At 56.6% G+C, this 15085-nt stretch carries 18 protein-coding genes and 1 other RNA gene; 14 read left to right on the forward strand and 5 right to left on the reverse strand.

Going from position 1 to position 15085, the window contains the following annotated elements; translation table 11 throughout:
* Positions 1-66 precede the first annotated feature (66 nt).
* Positions 67-1014 (forward strand): NAD(+)/NADH kinase, encoded by a 948-nt coding sequence (locus tag ACK4FF_RS14030; RefSeq protein WP_409710600.1) that lies wholly within the window; start codon positions 67-69, stop codon positions 1012-1014.
* Positions 1004-2665 carry a DNA repair protein RecN gene (gene recN / locus ACK4FF_RS14035; protein ID WP_409710603.1) on the forward strand — a complete coding sequence of 554 codons (1662 nt, stop codon included), beginning with the start codon at positions 1004-1006 and terminating at the stop codon, positions 2663-2665. Before ACK4FF_RS14030 ends, recN begins: the two co-directional genes overlap by 11 nt.
* 4 nt (positions 2666-2669) lie before the next feature.
* Here recN and fur read toward each other — a convergent pair whose 3' ends face one another.
* Positions 2670-3101, reverse strand: coding sequence for a ferric iron uptake transcriptional regulator (gene fur / locus ACK4FF_RS14040; RefSeq protein WP_409710607.1), 432 nt, complete (start codon positions 3099-3101; stop codon positions 2670-2672).
* 112 nt (positions 3102-3213) lie between these two features.
* Between fur and ACK4FF_RS14045 the strand changes: the two genes are divergently transcribed.
* The 6 genes from ACK4FF_RS14045 to ACK4FF_RS14070 all read left to right on the forward strand — a co-directional run bounded on the left by ACK4FF_RS14045 (position 3214) and on the right by ACK4FF_RS14070 (position 6308).
* On the forward strand, positions 3214-3720 hold the full coding sequence (locus ACK4FF_RS14045) for an outer membrane protein assembly factor BamE (RefSeq protein WP_409710611.1): 507 nt from the start codon (positions 3214-3216) through the stop codon (positions 3718-3720).
* Between the two features lie 26 nt (positions 3721-3746).
* Positions 3747-4556, forward strand: coding sequence for a 4-hydroxy-tetrahydrodipicolinate reductase (gene dapB / locus ACK4FF_RS14050; RefSeq protein ID WP_409710837.1), 810 nt, complete (start codon positions 3747-3749; stop codon positions 4554-4556).
* A gap of 99 nt (positions 4557-4655) precedes the next feature.
* Entirely contained in the window at positions 4656-4883 is a 228-nt protein-coding gene (locus ACK4FF_RS14055; protein ID WP_409710613.1) for a hypothetical protein, read from the forward strand.
* Between the two features lie 2 nt (positions 4884-4885).
* On the forward strand, positions 4886-5212 hold the full coding sequence (locus ACK4FF_RS14060; RefSeq protein WP_409710616.1) for a cell division protein ZapA: 327 nt from the start codon (positions 4886-4888) through the stop codon (positions 5210-5212).
* Between the two features lie 9 nt (positions 5213-5221).
* Positions 5222-5402: non-coding RNA, 6S RNA (ssrS, locus tag ACK4FF_RS14065), on the forward strand.
* 87 nt (positions 5403-5489) lie between these two features.
* Positions 5490-6308: a sulfite exporter TauE/SafE family protein gene (locus ACK4FF_RS14070; protein WP_409710619.1), complete on the forward strand. Its 819-nt coding sequence runs from the start codon at positions 5490-5492 to the stop codon at positions 6306-6308.
* Here the strand turns inward: ACK4FF_RS14070 and lgt are convergent, their stop codons facing one another.
* Positions 6309-7124, reverse strand: a complete 816-nt coding sequence (gene lgt, locus ACK4FF_RS14075; protein ID WP_409710622.1) for a prolipoprotein diacylglyceryl transferase — start codon at positions 7122-7124, stop codon at positions 6309-6311.
* Positions 7125-7359: 235 nt separating this feature from the next.
* Between lgt and ACK4FF_RS14080 the strand changes: the two genes are divergently transcribed.
* Positions 7360-7668 (forward strand): c-type cytochrome, encoded by a 309-nt coding sequence (locus ACK4FF_RS14080; RefSeq protein WP_409710625.1) that lies wholly within the window; start codon positions 7360-7362, stop codon positions 7666-7668.
* 109 nt (positions 7669-7777) lie between these two features.
* Here the strand turns inward: ACK4FF_RS14080 and ACK4FF_RS14085 are convergent, their stop codons facing one another.
* A complete protein-coding gene (locus ACK4FF_RS14085) occupies positions 7778-8932 on the reverse strand; it encodes a branched-chain amino acid ABC transporter substrate-binding protein (RefSeq protein ID WP_409710628.1) in 1155 nt (384 codons plus the stop codon).
* Between the two features lie 274 nt (positions 8933-9206).
* Here ACK4FF_RS14085 and ACK4FF_RS14090 point away from each other — a divergent pair, with 274 nt between their 5' ends.
* Genes ACK4FF_RS14090 through ACK4FF_RS14105 form a run of 4 tightly spaced genes read left to right on the forward strand, consistent with a single transcriptional unit; the run spans position 9207 to position 12793 of the window.
* Complete coding sequence (locus ACK4FF_RS14090; RefSeq protein WP_409710631.1) at positions 9207-10172, forward strand: branched-chain amino acid ABC transporter permease; 966 nt, start codon at positions 9207-9209, stop codon at positions 10170-10172.
* Positions 10169-11284: an ABC transporter permease subunit gene (locus ACK4FF_RS14095; protein WP_409710634.1), complete on the forward strand. Its 1116-nt coding sequence runs from the start codon at positions 10169-10171 to the stop codon at positions 11282-11284. The genes ACK4FF_RS14090 and ACK4FF_RS14095 overlap by 4 nt, the downstream gene beginning before the upstream one ends.
* Positions 11281-12054 (forward strand): ABC transporter ATP-binding protein, encoded by a 774-nt coding sequence (locus tag ACK4FF_RS14100; RefSeq protein ID WP_409710637.1) that lies wholly within the window; start codon positions 11281-11283, stop codon positions 12052-12054. Before ACK4FF_RS14095 ends, ACK4FF_RS14100 begins: the two co-directional genes overlap by 4 nt.
* Complete coding sequence (locus ACK4FF_RS14105; RefSeq protein ID WP_409710640.1) at positions 12047-12793, forward strand: ABC transporter ATP-binding protein; 747 nt, start codon at positions 12047-12049, stop codon at positions 12791-12793. Before ACK4FF_RS14100 ends, ACK4FF_RS14105 begins: the two co-directional genes overlap by 8 nt.
* Before the next feature lie 11 nt (positions 12794-12804).
* Here the strand turns inward: ACK4FF_RS14105 and ACK4FF_RS14110 are convergent, their stop codons facing one another.
* On the reverse strand, positions 12805-13830 hold the full coding sequence (locus tag ACK4FF_RS14110; RefSeq protein WP_409710643.1) for a CDP-6-deoxy-delta-3,4-glucoseen reductase: 1026 nt from the start codon (positions 13828-13830) through the stop codon (positions 12805-12807).
* A 30-nt stretch (positions 13831-13860) separates the two neighbouring features.
* Here ACK4FF_RS14110 and ACK4FF_RS14115 point away from each other — a divergent pair, with 30 nt between their 5' ends.
* On the forward strand, positions 13861-14781 hold the full coding sequence (locus ACK4FF_RS14115) for an NAD-dependent epimerase/dehydratase family protein (protein ID WP_409710646.1): 921 nt from the start codon (positions 13861-13863) through the stop codon (positions 14779-14781).
* Here ACK4FF_RS14115 and ACK4FF_RS14120 read toward each other — a convergent pair.
* A complete protein-coding gene (locus tag ACK4FF_RS14120) occupies positions 14770-15045 on the reverse strand; it encodes a polyhydroxyalkanoic acid system family protein (RefSeq protein ID WP_409710649.1) in 276 nt (91 codons plus the stop codon). The two genes, ACK4FF_RS14115 and ACK4FF_RS14120, sit on opposite strands and share 12 nt — an antisense overlap.
* Positions 15046-15085 lie beyond the last annotated feature (40 nt).

The raw sequence follows: 15085 nt of genomic DNA on the forward strand, positions 1-15085 counted from the left end.
TTCAAATACACGTTGCGCTACGATTAAGCCTACTCAACACTTTACGACAAAAACGGAACGTCCAGCATGGCCAAACGCCCAGGCAAGTGCATCGCAGTCTTTGCAAAACACGGAAGTTCCCACAAGCAGGCTAGTTGGCGCACCGTGGTGGACTTGCTGATTGCCCACGGGTACACCGTGCTGGTCTGCGACGACATTCTGACAGCCCGCACCCGCAACAAAGCCGAGGCCCAAGCGGTGGGCTACAGCTTCGCCAGTTTGGACACGATTCTAAAGAAGGCCCACAAAGCGGTCATCATTGGGGGTGACGGCACCTTTCTGGGCAACGCCCGGAAATTGGCCAAGGCGGACATTCCCTTAATTGGGGTCAACCAAGGGCGACTGGGTTTCCTCACTGACATTCGGCTCGATGACATCGACCCAACCCTGATCTCAACCCTGAAAGGCGAATACACCTCCGAGGACCGTTATTTCCTGCAAGGTCAGATCATGCGGGACGGCGTCACAGTGGCCGACCAGATCGCCCTGAACGATGTGGTGATCAGCCGAGGCATTGTGGGCGGCATGGTTGAACTGCGCGTTGAGGTGAACGGTACCTTCATGTACGACCTTCGGGCCGATGGCTTGATCATCGCCACGGCCACTGGATCAACCGCCTATGCCCTGTCGGCCGATGGCCCAATTTTGCACCCCAGTACGGGCGGCATTCTGATTGTGCCTGTGGCACCGCATGCGCTGACCAACAGGCCCATCGTGCTGCCTCAGAATTGCAGCATTGATGTCACCGTGATCGGCGGCAAGCAGACCGGTGTGCACTTTGACATGCAGATTAACGACCGCGCGGTGGTGGGCGACCACATTCGCATTGTCGTCAACCCCAAACCCATTCAACTTTTACACCCCAACCGATACGACTACTTCGCCATGCTGCGCCAGAAACTGCATTGGAGCGCATCCTTGACTGAAGTGGGCCATCGGCCACGTGGCCTGCGAGACAGCGGACATGCTAAGTAGCCTCACCATTCAGGATTTTGTCATCGTTGACCGGCTTGAACTTCATTTCCACGAAGGCATGTCTGTACTCTCCGGCGAGACGGGTGCTGGAAAATCCATCCTGATTGATGCGCTTTCGCTGTGCCTGGGCGCCAGGGCCGACGCAAGCCAAGTCCGCGAAGGTTGCGAGCGTGCCAACATCACCGCCGTCTTCGACCCCAACCCCGCAGCCATGGCCATATTGGCAGAACAGTCGCTGGATGCGCAGGATGGCGAATTGCACCTGCGTCGCTCAATCGACAGCTCTGGCCGCTCCAAAGCCTACGTCAACGGCACACCGGTGCCAGCCAGTGTACTGAAGCAACTCTCGGAAACATTGATCGACATTCACGGTCAGCATGCCTTTCAGACCTTGGGCAAAGCCAGCGAGCAATTGCGCCTTCTCGACGAATTTGGGCAATTAAGCCCATTGTTGGAACCGGTTCGAAGTGCGTACAAAGAACTGCGCCATGCTGAGCAGCAACTTGAACAGGCCTCGATGGCGCAGGCCGAACGGGCTGCGCGTTTGGACAACCTGAACTGGAAACTTGAACTGCTGGACAAAGTTGCCCCCAAAGCCGGTGAATGGGAGCAACTGACCGCAGAGCACGACCGCCTCAGCCACGGTGCTGAACTGATGGAGGGCAGCCAGGCAGCCTTGGCCTCATTGAGTGAGAGTGAACAGTCGATACTCGACCAATTGAACCACCTGATGCAGCGCTTAAGTGGGCTTGCTACGCGTGACGCCCGGCTGGAAAGCATGGTCAAAAACCTGACTGATGGCGAAATCCTGCTGCGCGAAGCGGCTTATGAGTTGGCCCATTACGTGAAGCATGCGGACCTCGACCCGGACAGCTTGGCCCAAGCCGAGCAGCGCTTGTCACAATGGCATGACACCGCGCGCAAACTGCGGCTTGCGCCCGAAATGCTGCACGAGGAACTGGACAAAGTCACGGCTGAATTGACCGCCCTGCAGGAAGGCATGGACCTTGACGCGCTGAAGGCCAAACACGCCCAATGTCTGGTTCGATACACCGACGCTGCTCAAGAATTGACGCACGCCAGAACCAAAGCGGCCAAGGCGCTGTCCACCAAGGTCAGCAATTCCATGCAGCACCTGAACATGCAAGGTGGCCAATTGGTGATCGACGTGCAAGCCAGCGGTCAGGCCACAGCCCAAGGCAGCGACAATATCGAATTTCGTGTCGCGGGCCACCCAGGCGTTACCCCTCAACCCATTCAGAAAGTGGCATCGGGCGGCGAATTGGCGCGCATCAGCCTGGCCATCACCGTGAATACCGTCACCGCAACACCGGTACCCACCTTGATTTTCGATGAAGTGGACAGCGGCATTGGCGGCGCAGTGGCCGAAACCGTGGGGCGTTACCTTCGGGAACTGGGCGCGGGCAAACAGGTGCTTTGTGTCACGCACCTGCCGCAAGTGGCCGCGCAAGGCCACCATCACTTCCGGATTAGCAAGCAAGTAAGCGCCGGGGCCACCAAATCAACCGTGCAACCATTAAACGGCGAAGAGAGAATCAGCGAAGTGGCCCGAATGTTGGGCGGGCAAACCATTTCAGAGGCTACCCGACAGGCGGCCAGTGAAATGATCGCGTCAGCCTCGGAAGGCTGACAGCTTAGGCCTTGCGGCGGTTTTCACAGTCTTTTTTGGTGCAACTGCCGTAAAGCGACAGCGCGTGGTCGTGCAACTCGAAGCCCTGCTCTTTGGCAATCGCTTTTTGACGCTTTTCAATTTCAGCGTCAAAAAATTCCACCACCTTGCCGCATTGCACACACACGAGGTGGTCGTGATGCTCGCCTTCATTCAGCTCAAACACCGACTTGCCGGTTTCAAAATGCTGACGAGCCAAAAGGCCAGCCTGTTCAAACTGGGTCAACACCCGGTACACCGTGGCCAAGCCGATGTCCAGGTCTTCCTGCAACAGCAATTTGTACACATCTTCGGCACTGAGGTGGCGGTGCTGGCCGCTTTGAAAAAGCTCCAGAATTTTCATCCGGGGCAGTGTCGCTTTCAAACCGATGCTTTTTAGGTCGGATGCAGTTGTCATGAGTTGTTATCCAGTCGGTTGAATCGTCACGCAAGTAGCTTATGATAACGGCTTCGGGGGCCGGTTGACGGTTTGGTCAGCCACCTGTTTGTCAACCAGATTGCGAAGCATCATGGTTATTTTACGTCTTAAACGCCTCTTCTGCATCGCAGCCTTGCTGCCACTGGCCGCGGGTTGCTCATATCTGAAGAGCGATTATGTGCCCACGCTGGTCAAGCCTTACCGCATCGACGTGCAACAGGGTAACTTCGTGACTCAAGCCGAAGTCGACCGCCTGCAAATCGGTATGAGCAAGGAACAGGTCAAGTTCATCATGGGCACCCCCTTGTTGAACAGCCCCTTTCATGCAGACCGTTGGGATTACACCTATCGACTGACCAAAGGCAACGGCTCTGTTGTCCAGTACCGCTACACCGTGACATTTGAGCAGGACAAGTTGGTGAAACACGGCGGTGAATCCCTGCCTGAGAATCAGGCTGAATTCCTGACTGGGCCTGGTGGAGACCGGCGCGCCATTGCCCCGGCCACCAACACAGCACCCACCAAAAAAGCGGCCACCCCAGCAAAAACAGGCCAAGAAACCCCAGCGGGCACAGAACGCGCGCCCGTGTTGAACTGAATACGACACTGACAATGACATCTCCGATCCGGATTGCAATCGCCGGCGCCAGCGGGCGCATGGGAAAAACCTTGATTGAAGCGGTGATCAATCACCCCGCTTGCACCTTGGCCGGTGCATTCGACCTGGCTGGTTCACCCACACTGGGCCGCGATGCAGGGGACTTCATGGGCACCAACACCGGGGTCACCATCACCGACTCCGTGGAACAAGCCCTGAGCAACGCTCAAGTGCTGATCGACTTCACCCGGCCCGAAGGCACGCTAACCCATTTGGTCGTATGCCAGCAGTTGGGTGTGAAGGCCGTGATTGGAACAACCGGCTTTGAAGCCGACCAAAAAACAGCCATGGCTGAATTGGCCAAGAAAGTGGCCATGGTTTGGTCCCCCAACATGGCTGTGGGTGTCAACGCCACGTTCAAACTGCTGGAAGTGGCCGCCAAAATTCTCTCCCAGGGTTACGACATTGAAGTGATCGAAGCCCATCACAGCAAAAAAGTGGATGCCCCATCGGGCACCGCACTGCGCATGGGTGAAGTTGTTGCCAAAGCCTTGGGGACTGACTTGGACACCGTGGGTGTTTTCGCCCGCGAAGGCATTACCGGCGAACGCCAGCCCGGCACCATTGGTTTCTCCACCATCCGTGGTGGCGACATTGTGGGCGACCACACGGTGCTGTTTGCCGGCCTTGGCGAGCGCATTGAAATCACCCACAAATCATCCAGCCGGATGACTTACGCCCAAGGCTCCATCCGGGCCGCTCAGTTCTTGATGGACAAGCCCACCGGGCTCTTCGACATGCAAGATGTGTTGGGTTTGTCACAATTGAGGCTGTGAAACGGGCTTTACCCCCCGTTTTACCCCTACCCCGCCGCTGTAGAGTTGTATAGTTCGGGTTAAATGGTGTTGACCCTATTCCCGTTTGGAGTGTGGCCCATGGCGCAATCTCTGCTCGCAAAACTTGATGAACTGCAGGACAAGGTCACGATGCTGGCCAAAGCCCTGGAACAAAGCCGCTTCGACGAACGCAAAAGCCATGAGCGGGCCCAGTTGCTGGCCCGCGAGAATGAGCAGTTGCGCAGAAAAGTCGATCACGCCCAAGGCCAAATCAACCAGATGCTGAACCAGTGGTTTCCGGAACTTGAACTGAATTCGGAGAAATAAGCATGGATGCGCTGTTGGTCAAACTCATGGGCCGGGAATTCAAGATTGCCTGCAAACCTGAAGAACGCGCTGCATTGCAACAAGCGGTCAATATTGTCGAAACGAAAATGAGCGGCATTCGCAATGCAGGCCGGGTCGTTGGCCTGGACAATATCGCCGTGATGGCGGCCCTGCAAATTGCACACGAATCCCTCACCGGCTCTACCCAGGATCAACCCGGCGTGGGGTTGGACATTGCCGAAATTGAGCGTAAAATTGAATCCATCGAACAAGTGGTGACAGCCGGACTGCAAGGCAGCGAAGCCCCGAAAAACGCCAGCTTGTTCTGATACCCGGTTTAATCTCTGCCGTGTGTGTGTTGGTCAGCATTCCGTGAACCAATATCATCGATCCCGGTTGCGGACTTTAAACGGGCCTGTGTGAATCCCACTTTGTCTGGGAAGCCTGATGGCCTTGATACTGCGACCCACTTGAACCTTAGGTTCAGGGATCAGACCAGCATGCCTCGGCAGAGACCCTAATGCCCAAAAGCGCCTCGTCATCCGAAGGGGCGCTTTTTTTATTGCACAATTTGATTCCCTGTCCATTCACTTCTACCGGAGCACCATGATCTCCCTCCCCCCTCTTTTTGTAGCCTCCCTGTTGCTCTTGGGAATGATCAGCGGTGTTTTGGCTGGCCTGCTGGGTATTGGCGGCGGCATGATTTTGGTGCCCTTCCTCACCTTTCTTCTGCTTCAGCAAGGCGTACCGGGCGAATTGGTGGTTCACTCTTCTATCGCCACCTCCTTGGCCATCATCATGTTCACCAGCATTTCAAGCATGCGGGCCCACCACAAAGCCGGGGCTGTGCGCTGGGAAATTGTCAAGTTCATTGCACCCGGGCTTTTGCTGGGCGGCTTTCTGGGTTCCAAAGTGGTCACCCATCTGCCCACGCGTGAACTGGCGCTGGTCTTTGGTGCATTTGTGCTGTTTTCCGCTTACCAAATGTTCGCGGACAAAAAACCCAAGCCCAGCCGTGAACTGCCCGGCGCTGTGGGTTTGGGGGCCGCAGGCACGGTGATTGGCGCAGCGTCCAGCATTGTGGGGGCTGGCGGCGGGTTCCTTTCGGTGCCCTTCATGGTGTGGAGCAATGTGCCTGTGCGCAATGCAGTGGCCACCTCGGCGGCCTTGGGCTTTCCCATTGCGGTGTTTTCAAGCGTGGGCTATGTGGTGAACGGCTGGGCCCTGCAAGGCATGCCTGCAGGGTCAACCGGTTACATTTACTGGCCCGCCGTGGCCTGTGTGGCAGCAATGAGCGTGTTGACTGCCCCCAAAGGCGCGAAGTTGGCCCACAGTCTGCCTGTGGCCAAACTCAAGCGCGTGTTTGCGGTGGTGCTGACGGCAGTGGCGTTGTCGATGATTCAGAAAGCCGTCAGCGGTTTTTGATTATTGTGCTGTTTCAGGCGCCGCCATGCTCTGGATGGCGGCAGGCTTGCCACGCGACCAAAGCAAGAGCACACCACCCAGAACGATCATGGGCAACGACAGCCATTGGCCCATGCTCAAGCCCAAGGACAACGGCCCCAGGAAACGGTCTGGCTCTCGCGCAAATTCGACAATGAAGCGGGCAGAACCGTAACCGATCAAAAACCACGCGGAAATGGCGGCACGCGGCCTGGGTTTCGCTGAAAACCACCACAAGCCAACGAACAGCGCCAAACCTTCCAGGCTCATTTGATACAACTGGGACGGATGACGGGCCAGTGCGTCACCAGCCTGCGGGAAGACCACACCCCACCAACCGTCAGTGGGCCGCCCCCACAGCTCCCCATTGATGAAGTTGCCCAATCGCCCCAAGGCCAGGCCAACCGGCACGGCGGGCGCGACAAAGTCCATGAGGTCAAAGAAACTCCAGCCCTTGACTCGGCTGTAGATCAGGCAAGTGAGCAGCACGCCCAAAAAACCACCGTGAAACGACATGCCGCCTTCCCACACCGCGAGAATCTCGGACGGGTTCGCCAGGTAATACTCGGGTTTGTAAAAAAACACATAGCCCAACCGCCCACCCAATATGACGCCAAACACCGCCCAGGTCAGGAGGTTGTCCACATCCACTTCCCGGATAGCCGGGAAATTCGGCAGGCGGCGTTTGGCCAAGGCCATGAATGCGATGAAGCCCAGCAGGTACATCAGCCCATACCAGCGAATGGCCAATGGCCCAATGGAAATGGCGATGGGGTCGAATTCGGGATGAACGAACATGGCTGTCCACAAGAACTGTCAGAGCAGGCATTCTACCCCGCGCGGCATGACGACAATCTGGCACCCACTGAGAATAAGAAGTCTGCCCCCGCCCCATGTCCCACTTACGCCGGCCTTACAGACGTGAATTCAGCCAATGGAGTGAGAAATTCCCATGACAAACAGGGGCTTGTCTGCCAAAATCCGCTTCGGATCGTTATTGATTCGCATACTTCAACAAAGAGAGGAGTTTGGTATGTTCAAGCAAGTAGGTGCTTTGGCAGTATTGGCCACCATGGCTGCCCTGCCCATGACCGCCAGCGCCGACGAAGGTCTGGCCAAGAGCAAAGCCTGTCTGGCCTGCCACCAGATCGACAAGAAAGTCGTTGGCCCCGCATTCAAGGACGTGGCTGCCAAGTACAAAGGCGACAAGGGTGCCGCTGACATGTTGGCGACAAAGATCAAAGGCGGCGGCAAAGGCAACTGGGGTCAAATTCCCATGCCCGCACAAAACGTGACTGACGACGAAGCCAAAAAACTGGCCAACTGGGTTCTGTCCCTGTAAGTCACAGGGCGCCCTGCGTCCCACAAAAAAACCCGTGCAGCACTTTGCTCCACGGGTTTTTTTATTGCGGGCCGGGGGTGACCACCCGGCGCAGCTTGGTCCAGAAGGCTTACTGGATGGTCGTCACGGGCGTCTTGCCCTTCGCATTGTAGGAGTTGACGGTGACCGGCGCATTTTTGACATCGCCGGATTCGTCAAATGTGATCGGCCCAATGACCCCTTTGTAGCTGATGGTTTTGAGTTTGGGCAGGTATTTCTTGGGGTCTGCCGATTTGGCCTCTTTCATGGCCATGCCCATGGTCATGGTGGCGTCATACACAAAAGGGGCATACACCTGAATGTCTGACTTGAACTTGTCTTTGTAGCGCTTTTCAAACGCGGGTCCACCCGGCATTTTCGACAAGGCCATGCCACCTTCAGCGCAGTACACATTGCTGCCCACGTTATCACCACCCAGCTTCATCAGCTCTGCCGTGCAAATGCCGTCGCCACCAATCAGCTTGGCCTTGATGCCCAACTGCTTCATTTGGCGAAGCATTGGGCCCGCTTGCGCGTCCATTCCGCCGTAAAAAATCGCGTCAGGGTTTTTGGCTTTCACGGAAGTCAGAATGGCTGCAAAGTCGGTGGCTTTGTCGTTGGTGTACTGCCGCTCAAGCACTTGGCCACCGCTGGCTTGAACCTGTTTGGCGAAAATGTCGGCCAGTGGTTGTCCGTAACCGGTACGGTCATCAATCACCACAAACTTCTTGGCCTTCAGATCGCTGGTTGCGTATTTGGCCAAGGCCACACCGAGCACACCGTCGTGTGCAATCACACGGAACACCGAGTCAAACCCCTGCTTGGTGACTTTCGGGTTGGTGGCCGAGGGCGTGATTTGAGGAATGCCACAGTCGTAATAAATCTTGGATGCGGGAATGGTGGTGCCGCTGTTCAAGTGGCCCACCACGCCATTGACCTTTTGATCGCACAGCTTTTGTGCAACCACTGCACCGGTCTTGGGATCGGCTGCATCGTCTTCGGGCACCAGCTCGAACTTGGCGGTGCCGCCGTCCAATTGAATCTTCATCGCATTCAGGTCTTCAATGGCCAAACGCGCACCCGCTTCGTTGTCTTTCCCGTAGTGCGCCTGAGGGCCCGACAGCGGGGCCACATGACCAATCTTGACGATGACTTCTTTGGCCTGAGCCACTCCTGTCACGGACAGACCAGCCAGCATGACCAGTACAGCACCTTGAATACGGTTTACCTGAAGCGGTTTGCGCATACGTATACACCCCATGTTGAGTTGATTAAAACGATCGGCCACCTGCTCGTTGACCGATGTGCAATTGGCTTGCCGGTTCAATGTAGCACCATTTGTCAGAGACGGTACAGATCCGCATTTATTGCGTGAAATCTGTACTTGTATTCTCGGTTTGATGCAGGCATGGACTATTCTTTGCAAGCACACTGTGTGCAAGCAATCTTCAAGCCACACTTCGACGGACGCAGTAATACCCATTCAGCTTCCTACCGACAACGCCACGCAGAGCGCAGACATGGACATTCTGATTCAACAGATCATCAACGGTTTGGTGTTGGGCAGCATTTACGCCCTGGTGGCCCTCGGCTACACCATGGTGTACGGGGTGTTGGGCCTGATCAATTTTGCCCATGGAGAGGTGATGATGGTCGGCGCCATGGTGGCCTTGTCGGCTGTTACAGCGTTGGCCGGTGCAAACCCTGAGCTACCGGGGTGGTTGCTTCTGTCGGTGGGGCTAGCCTGTGCAATACCGGTGTGCATGGCCCTCAGTTTCACAGTGGAAAAACTGGCTTACCGCCCGCTGCGCAATGCACCGCGCCTTGCGCCACTGATTTCAGCGATTGGTGTGTCGATTGTGATTCAAACCCTGGCCATGATTATCTGGGGACGCAATTACCTCATCTTCCCCACCACACTGCCCACCGAGCCTCTGATTCTCTACACCTTCCCCGCCTTGGCCGATGAAGAATCCGCCCGACACATTTCCATCACACCCGTGCAACTGCTCATTGTTGTCGTGGCCTCCAGCTTAATGCTGGCGTTGACCACTCTGGTGAACCGCAGCCGCTTGGGCAAAGCCATCCGCGCCACCGCGGAAAGCCCAAAAATTGCCAGCCTGATGGGGATCAACCCTGACTGGATCATCTCGGCAACCTTCATCATTGGGGCAGGCCTGGCTGGTGTGGCGGGCGTATTGGTGGCTGCCAATTACTCAGTGGCTCATTTTTACATGGGCTTTCTGCCCGGGCTTAAGGCATTCACCGCCGCCGTGCTGGGTGGCATCGGCAACATCTATGGGGCCATGCTGGGTGGCCTAGTGCTGGGCTTGGTTGAAAGCCTTGGGGCTGGCTACCTGGGCGAGTTGACCGGTGGCTTTCTGGGGTCGAACTATCAAGACATTTTTGCATTTGCGGTCTTGATTCTGGTGCTGACCCTCAGGCCTTCCGGTTTGTTGGGCGAACGCGTTTCTGATCGGGCATGACCATGGGCACTACGACACGCATGACTCTGAAACACTGGGCTGGGTTGCTCATGGTGGCCATTGCGCTGGCCTGCCTGCCATGGGTGGTGGGCAGCATGGGCAACAGTTGGCTGCGCATCGTCAACATTGCCCTGCTGTACGTGATGCTGGCCATGGGCCTGAACATTGTGGTGGGCTTTGCTGGCTTGCTTGATTTGGGCTACATCGCTTTCTATGCCGTTGGCGCTTACCTGTATGGTTTGCTGGCCTCACCCCATCTCACCGACAATTTCGAGCAAATCGCCGCCCTGTTTCCCGATGGCCTGCACATCTCGGTCTGGATGATCATTCCGGCCGGGGCCTTGATTGCCGCCTTGTTTGGCGTGCTGTTGGGTGCACCTACCCTGAAACTGCGAGGTGATTACCTGGCCATCGTTACATTGGGCTTTGGGGAAATCATCCGGCTGTTCATGAACAATCTGAATGCGCCGGTGAACATCACCAATGGCCCACAGGGCATCAACCTGATTGAGCCTGTCCGCATTGGGGCTGTACGTTTTGAGCGGACCATCGAGCTCTGGGGCATGTCCATTCCTGCACTGCACGCCTATTACTACCTGTTCCTGATACTCACTGTGGTGGTTATTCTCGTGTGCATGCGCCTGCAGCACAGCCGGATTGGCCGCGCTTGGGCCGCCATACGCGACGATGAAATTGCGGCCAAGGCCATGGGGATCAACACCCGAAACCTCAAGCTGCTGGCCTTTGCATTGGGGGCTTCCTTCGGAGGCGTGTCGGGTGCCATGTTTGCAGCCTTCCAGGGGTTCATTAGCCCAGAGTCATTCGGCCTTATGGAGTCCATCATCATTTTGTGCATGGTGGTGCTCGGTGGCATGGGCCACATTCCTGGTGTAATTCTCGGTGCCATCCTGTTGTCTGGTTTTCCGGAGATGCTGCGCCATGTGGTGGCCCCAGTGCAACAGACTTTGTTTGGTGAAGTGCTGGTGGATGCTGAAATTGTCCGTTCGCTGATTTATGGGCTGACCATGGTGCTGGTGATGCTCTACAAACCCCAGGGGCTTTGGCCTGCACAGAAGGGCCAGACCAAACCCGGACAGGAGGGGCGAGCATGAGCACACCACTGTTTCAAGTTCAACGACTGACCAAACGGTTCGGCGGATTAACAGCCGTTGACGAGGTGGGCCTGGTGATTGAGCCCGGGCAGATTTACGGCCTGATCGGCCCGAACGGCGCTGGCAAAACCACTTGCTTCAACCTGATTACCGGGCTGTACACCCCCGATGCAGGTCAGTTCAAATTCATGGGCAACGATTTTTTTCCTTCAAGCCCCAGTGAAGTCGCCAGCCTGGGCATCGCCCGAACTTTCCAGAATATCCGGCTGTTCAGCAGCATGACCGCTTTGGAGAACGTGCTGGCGGGCTGCCACATTCGCAGCAAGGCGGGTGTGCTGGGGGCAGTGCTGCGCACACCGGGCCAACGCCGCGAAGAAGCTGCGCTTCGGGACAAAGCCCTGCAATTGCTGGCCTACGTGGGTATCGACGAATATGCCCACCACCTTGCTGGCGAATTGTCATATGGACACCAACGCCGACTGGAAATTGCACGCGCGCTGGCCATGGAACCAGCCCTGCTGGCACTGGATGAACCTGCGGCCGGGATGAATGCGAGTGAGAAACTTCAGTTGAAATCACTGCTGTTGCGCATTCGTGCTGATGGCAAAACGCTACTTTTGATTGAACATGATGTGAAGCTGGTGATGGGCATTTGTGATGAAGTGACGGTGCTGGATTACGGCAAAGTGATTTCCAAAGGCACACCAGCCCAGGTTCAGAAAGACCCGGCGGTCATTGATGCTTACCTTGGAGGAGCGGCCCATGCCTGAAGCGATTTCATCGGCCGCACCGCTTCTTGAGGTTGAGCAGCTTTGGGTGCGTTACGGCGGTATCAGTGCCGTGAAAGGCATTTCGTTCCAAGTGCGTCAAGGCGAATTGGTGTGTTTGATTGGCTGCAACGGCGCGGGCAAAACCACCTCCCTGAAAGCACTGGCCGGTTTGCTACCGTGTGAGGCCCGGTTGGCCCGCCTGAACGGGTCGATTGACCTGACCGAGCTGGCAGCCCACCAGCGGATTGCACACGGCATGGCACTGGTGCCCGAGGGCCGGGGGGTGTTTGCGCGCCTGACCATTGAAGAAAACCTGGACATGGGCGCTTACTCGCAGAAAGACCGGGCACAGATCGCTTTGGACAAAGAACGGGTCTACGCCACCTTTCCACGCTTGAAAGAACGCCGCCAACAGGCCGCGGGAACCATGAGTGGCGGTGAACAACAAATGCTGGCCATGGGCCGGGCCTTGATGGGGCGCCCGCGGCTGTTGCTGCTGGACGAACCCAGCATGGGCCTGTCACCCATCATGGTCGACAAAATCTTCGAAGTGGTCAAAACCCTGCATGAGGCAGGCACCACCATTTTGCTGGTGGAACAAAACGCCAACATGGCCCTGCAAATCGCGGACCGGGGCTATGTACTCGACTCAGGGGAAATGTTGCTTTCGGGCCCTGCACAAGACTTGATCACCGACCCAAGGGTGCGGGAAGCCTACCTGGGCGACGGCGGGGTGTGAAGGCCGCCGCCTCAGGCAGCCTGGTCTGCTTGTGAGGTGAAGGAGTCCGCAAAAAACTCTTCTTCCGGCAAGGCGCACAGGCGTGTGAAATCACGCTTGGCACTGTCCACCATCACCGGCGCGCCGCAGGCATACACCTGATGCGCTGACAAATCCGGGTAGTCCTGCATCACTGCTTGGTGCACAAAGCCCGTTCGCCCTTCCCATGCGCAAGCGGGGCCTGGCTCGGACAACACCGGTACGAAACGGAAATTGGCGTGTTCATTGGTCCAGCGTTCTGCAAGGTCAGCCATGTACAAATCCTGTTTGGTTCGGGCGCCCCAATACAGCACGAAATCGCGCTGCGACCCTTTGGAAAATGCCTCCTCCACCATCGACTTGATGGGCGCAAACCCTGTTCCGCTGGCCAACAATACTACGGGCTTGTTGCTGTCCTCCCGTAAAAAGAAGGTTCCAAAAGGCCCTTCAAAACGGAGAATTTCGCGCACTTTCATGGCTCCAAACACATGGTCGGTGAACACACCGCCGGGCATGTGGCGAATGTGCAATTCCATACCGGCCTGTTGGTGAGGCGCATTGGCCAGGGAATAACTGCGGCGCGACCCATCACGAAGTATGAATTCAATGTACTGCCCCGCCAAAAACTGCAACACTTCATTGGCAGGCAGTTGCAGCTTCAACACCGCCACATCGGGCGCAGGTTTGTCCAGTTCCTGCAAGCGGCAGGGCATCTTCTTCACAGGAATGTCCCCAAGGCCCGACAGCTCCCGAACCTTCAGGGTCACCGGCCCCTCTGGCACTGCGCAACAGGTCAGCACCTTGCCGCGCACTCGTTCTTCCTCACTCAATGCCCGTGGCTGATAACCCGTCATTTGCACCTGGCCATCAATCAGGTCAGCCTTACACGATCCACATGCACCATCCTTGCAGCCATATGGCAGAATCACATTGGCTGCAAGGGCCGCATCCAGAATGGTGTCCCCGGCTTCACACACAAATTGTTTTTGACTGGGAAGAATTGTTACGCTGTGAGTCATTCAGGAACTGCCTTTCAAAAACGTACGGTCATGGCCAACCCTGTGAATGGCCATCGCCCCCGGCGATTCAAATCGACGCGAATCGTCATTGCTGGTTGTGGTCAAGTGGGCAAGGCCCTGCTTGAACAATTTCCAAACCGGCATTTTATCGCGACTTACCGGCCTGGCCCTGAATCAAGCGCCAAGGCCGACGCTTTGCGGGCGGCAGGAGCGCGGGCTGTCGCTTGTGACCTCAACAATCCAAAGTCTTTGGCCAAACTGGCGCGCGTGGCCCATCGGGTGGTGTGGATGGCCCCGCCCAACTCGGAATCCGCAGCGGACAACAGCCTGAGCAGCTTCGCACTGCATGCCTTATCCAGTGGTGTACGCCAGCAGCCCATTGTCACGTACATTTCCACCACAGGGGTGTACGGCAACGCGCAGGGGGAATGGCTGACTGAACGTGATCCAGTAAACCCTCAATCAGACCGAGCCCGCCGCCGTGTACATGCGGAACGACAGTTGCGGAGCCTGTTGCCGCTGGGTGTGTCAGTCCATTTGCTGCGAGCACCGGGCATCTACAGCGCCCAACGGCTGCCTTTGGAACGCTTACGCTTGGGCACACCTGCCATTCAAACCGAAGATGACTCTTGGTCCAATCACATTCATGAAGTTGATTTGGGCCGACTGGCCGTCTGGGCGAACTTCAAAGGTGGCGCCTTTCAAGTGCTCAACGCCTGTGACGACTCGCCCATGAAGATGGGCGATTATTTTGATTTGGTGGCCGACACACATCAGTTGCCGCGGCCGCCCCGGCTTGCACGTGAAGAGGTGCGCCTCAAGGTCAGCCCCATGATGTGGAGCTTCATGAGCGAGTCCAGAAAAATCAAGTCGATCAATCAACAACGCTTGGGCTTTCGGCTGAAGTACCCCAGCGTTGCCGACTGCCTGAGCAGACTCTCAGCTGAATAACTTGTCTAGGTTCTTGTCGATTTCACCCTGGATTTTCGACTTGAACGCCTTGAGCATGAAGCCCAAGGAAATGTCCAGGGTCAAATCTTTGTCGGTGACATCCAGCGAACCCTTCACACCAGAGCGTGAGAAGCTCAGGGTGTTTCCACGCCACTGGCTTTCCAGTTGAAACTCTTTTTCCAGTTTCTGGATCAATTCCTGGGCCAGCTTTTTGGCGTCGTCCAGAGACAGACTGTGGGTGCGGTGGGCGTGAATATCAGACATGGAACACTCTTTACGGTGGTTGTTGTGCGCCTATGGTAAC

Origin of the sequence: Limnobacter sp. (assembly GCF_046297615.1) — a bacterium.
In the GTDB taxonomy this organism is placed as follows: domain Bacteria; phylum Pseudomonadota; class Gammaproteobacteria; order Burkholderiales; family Burkholderiaceae_B; genus Limnobacter.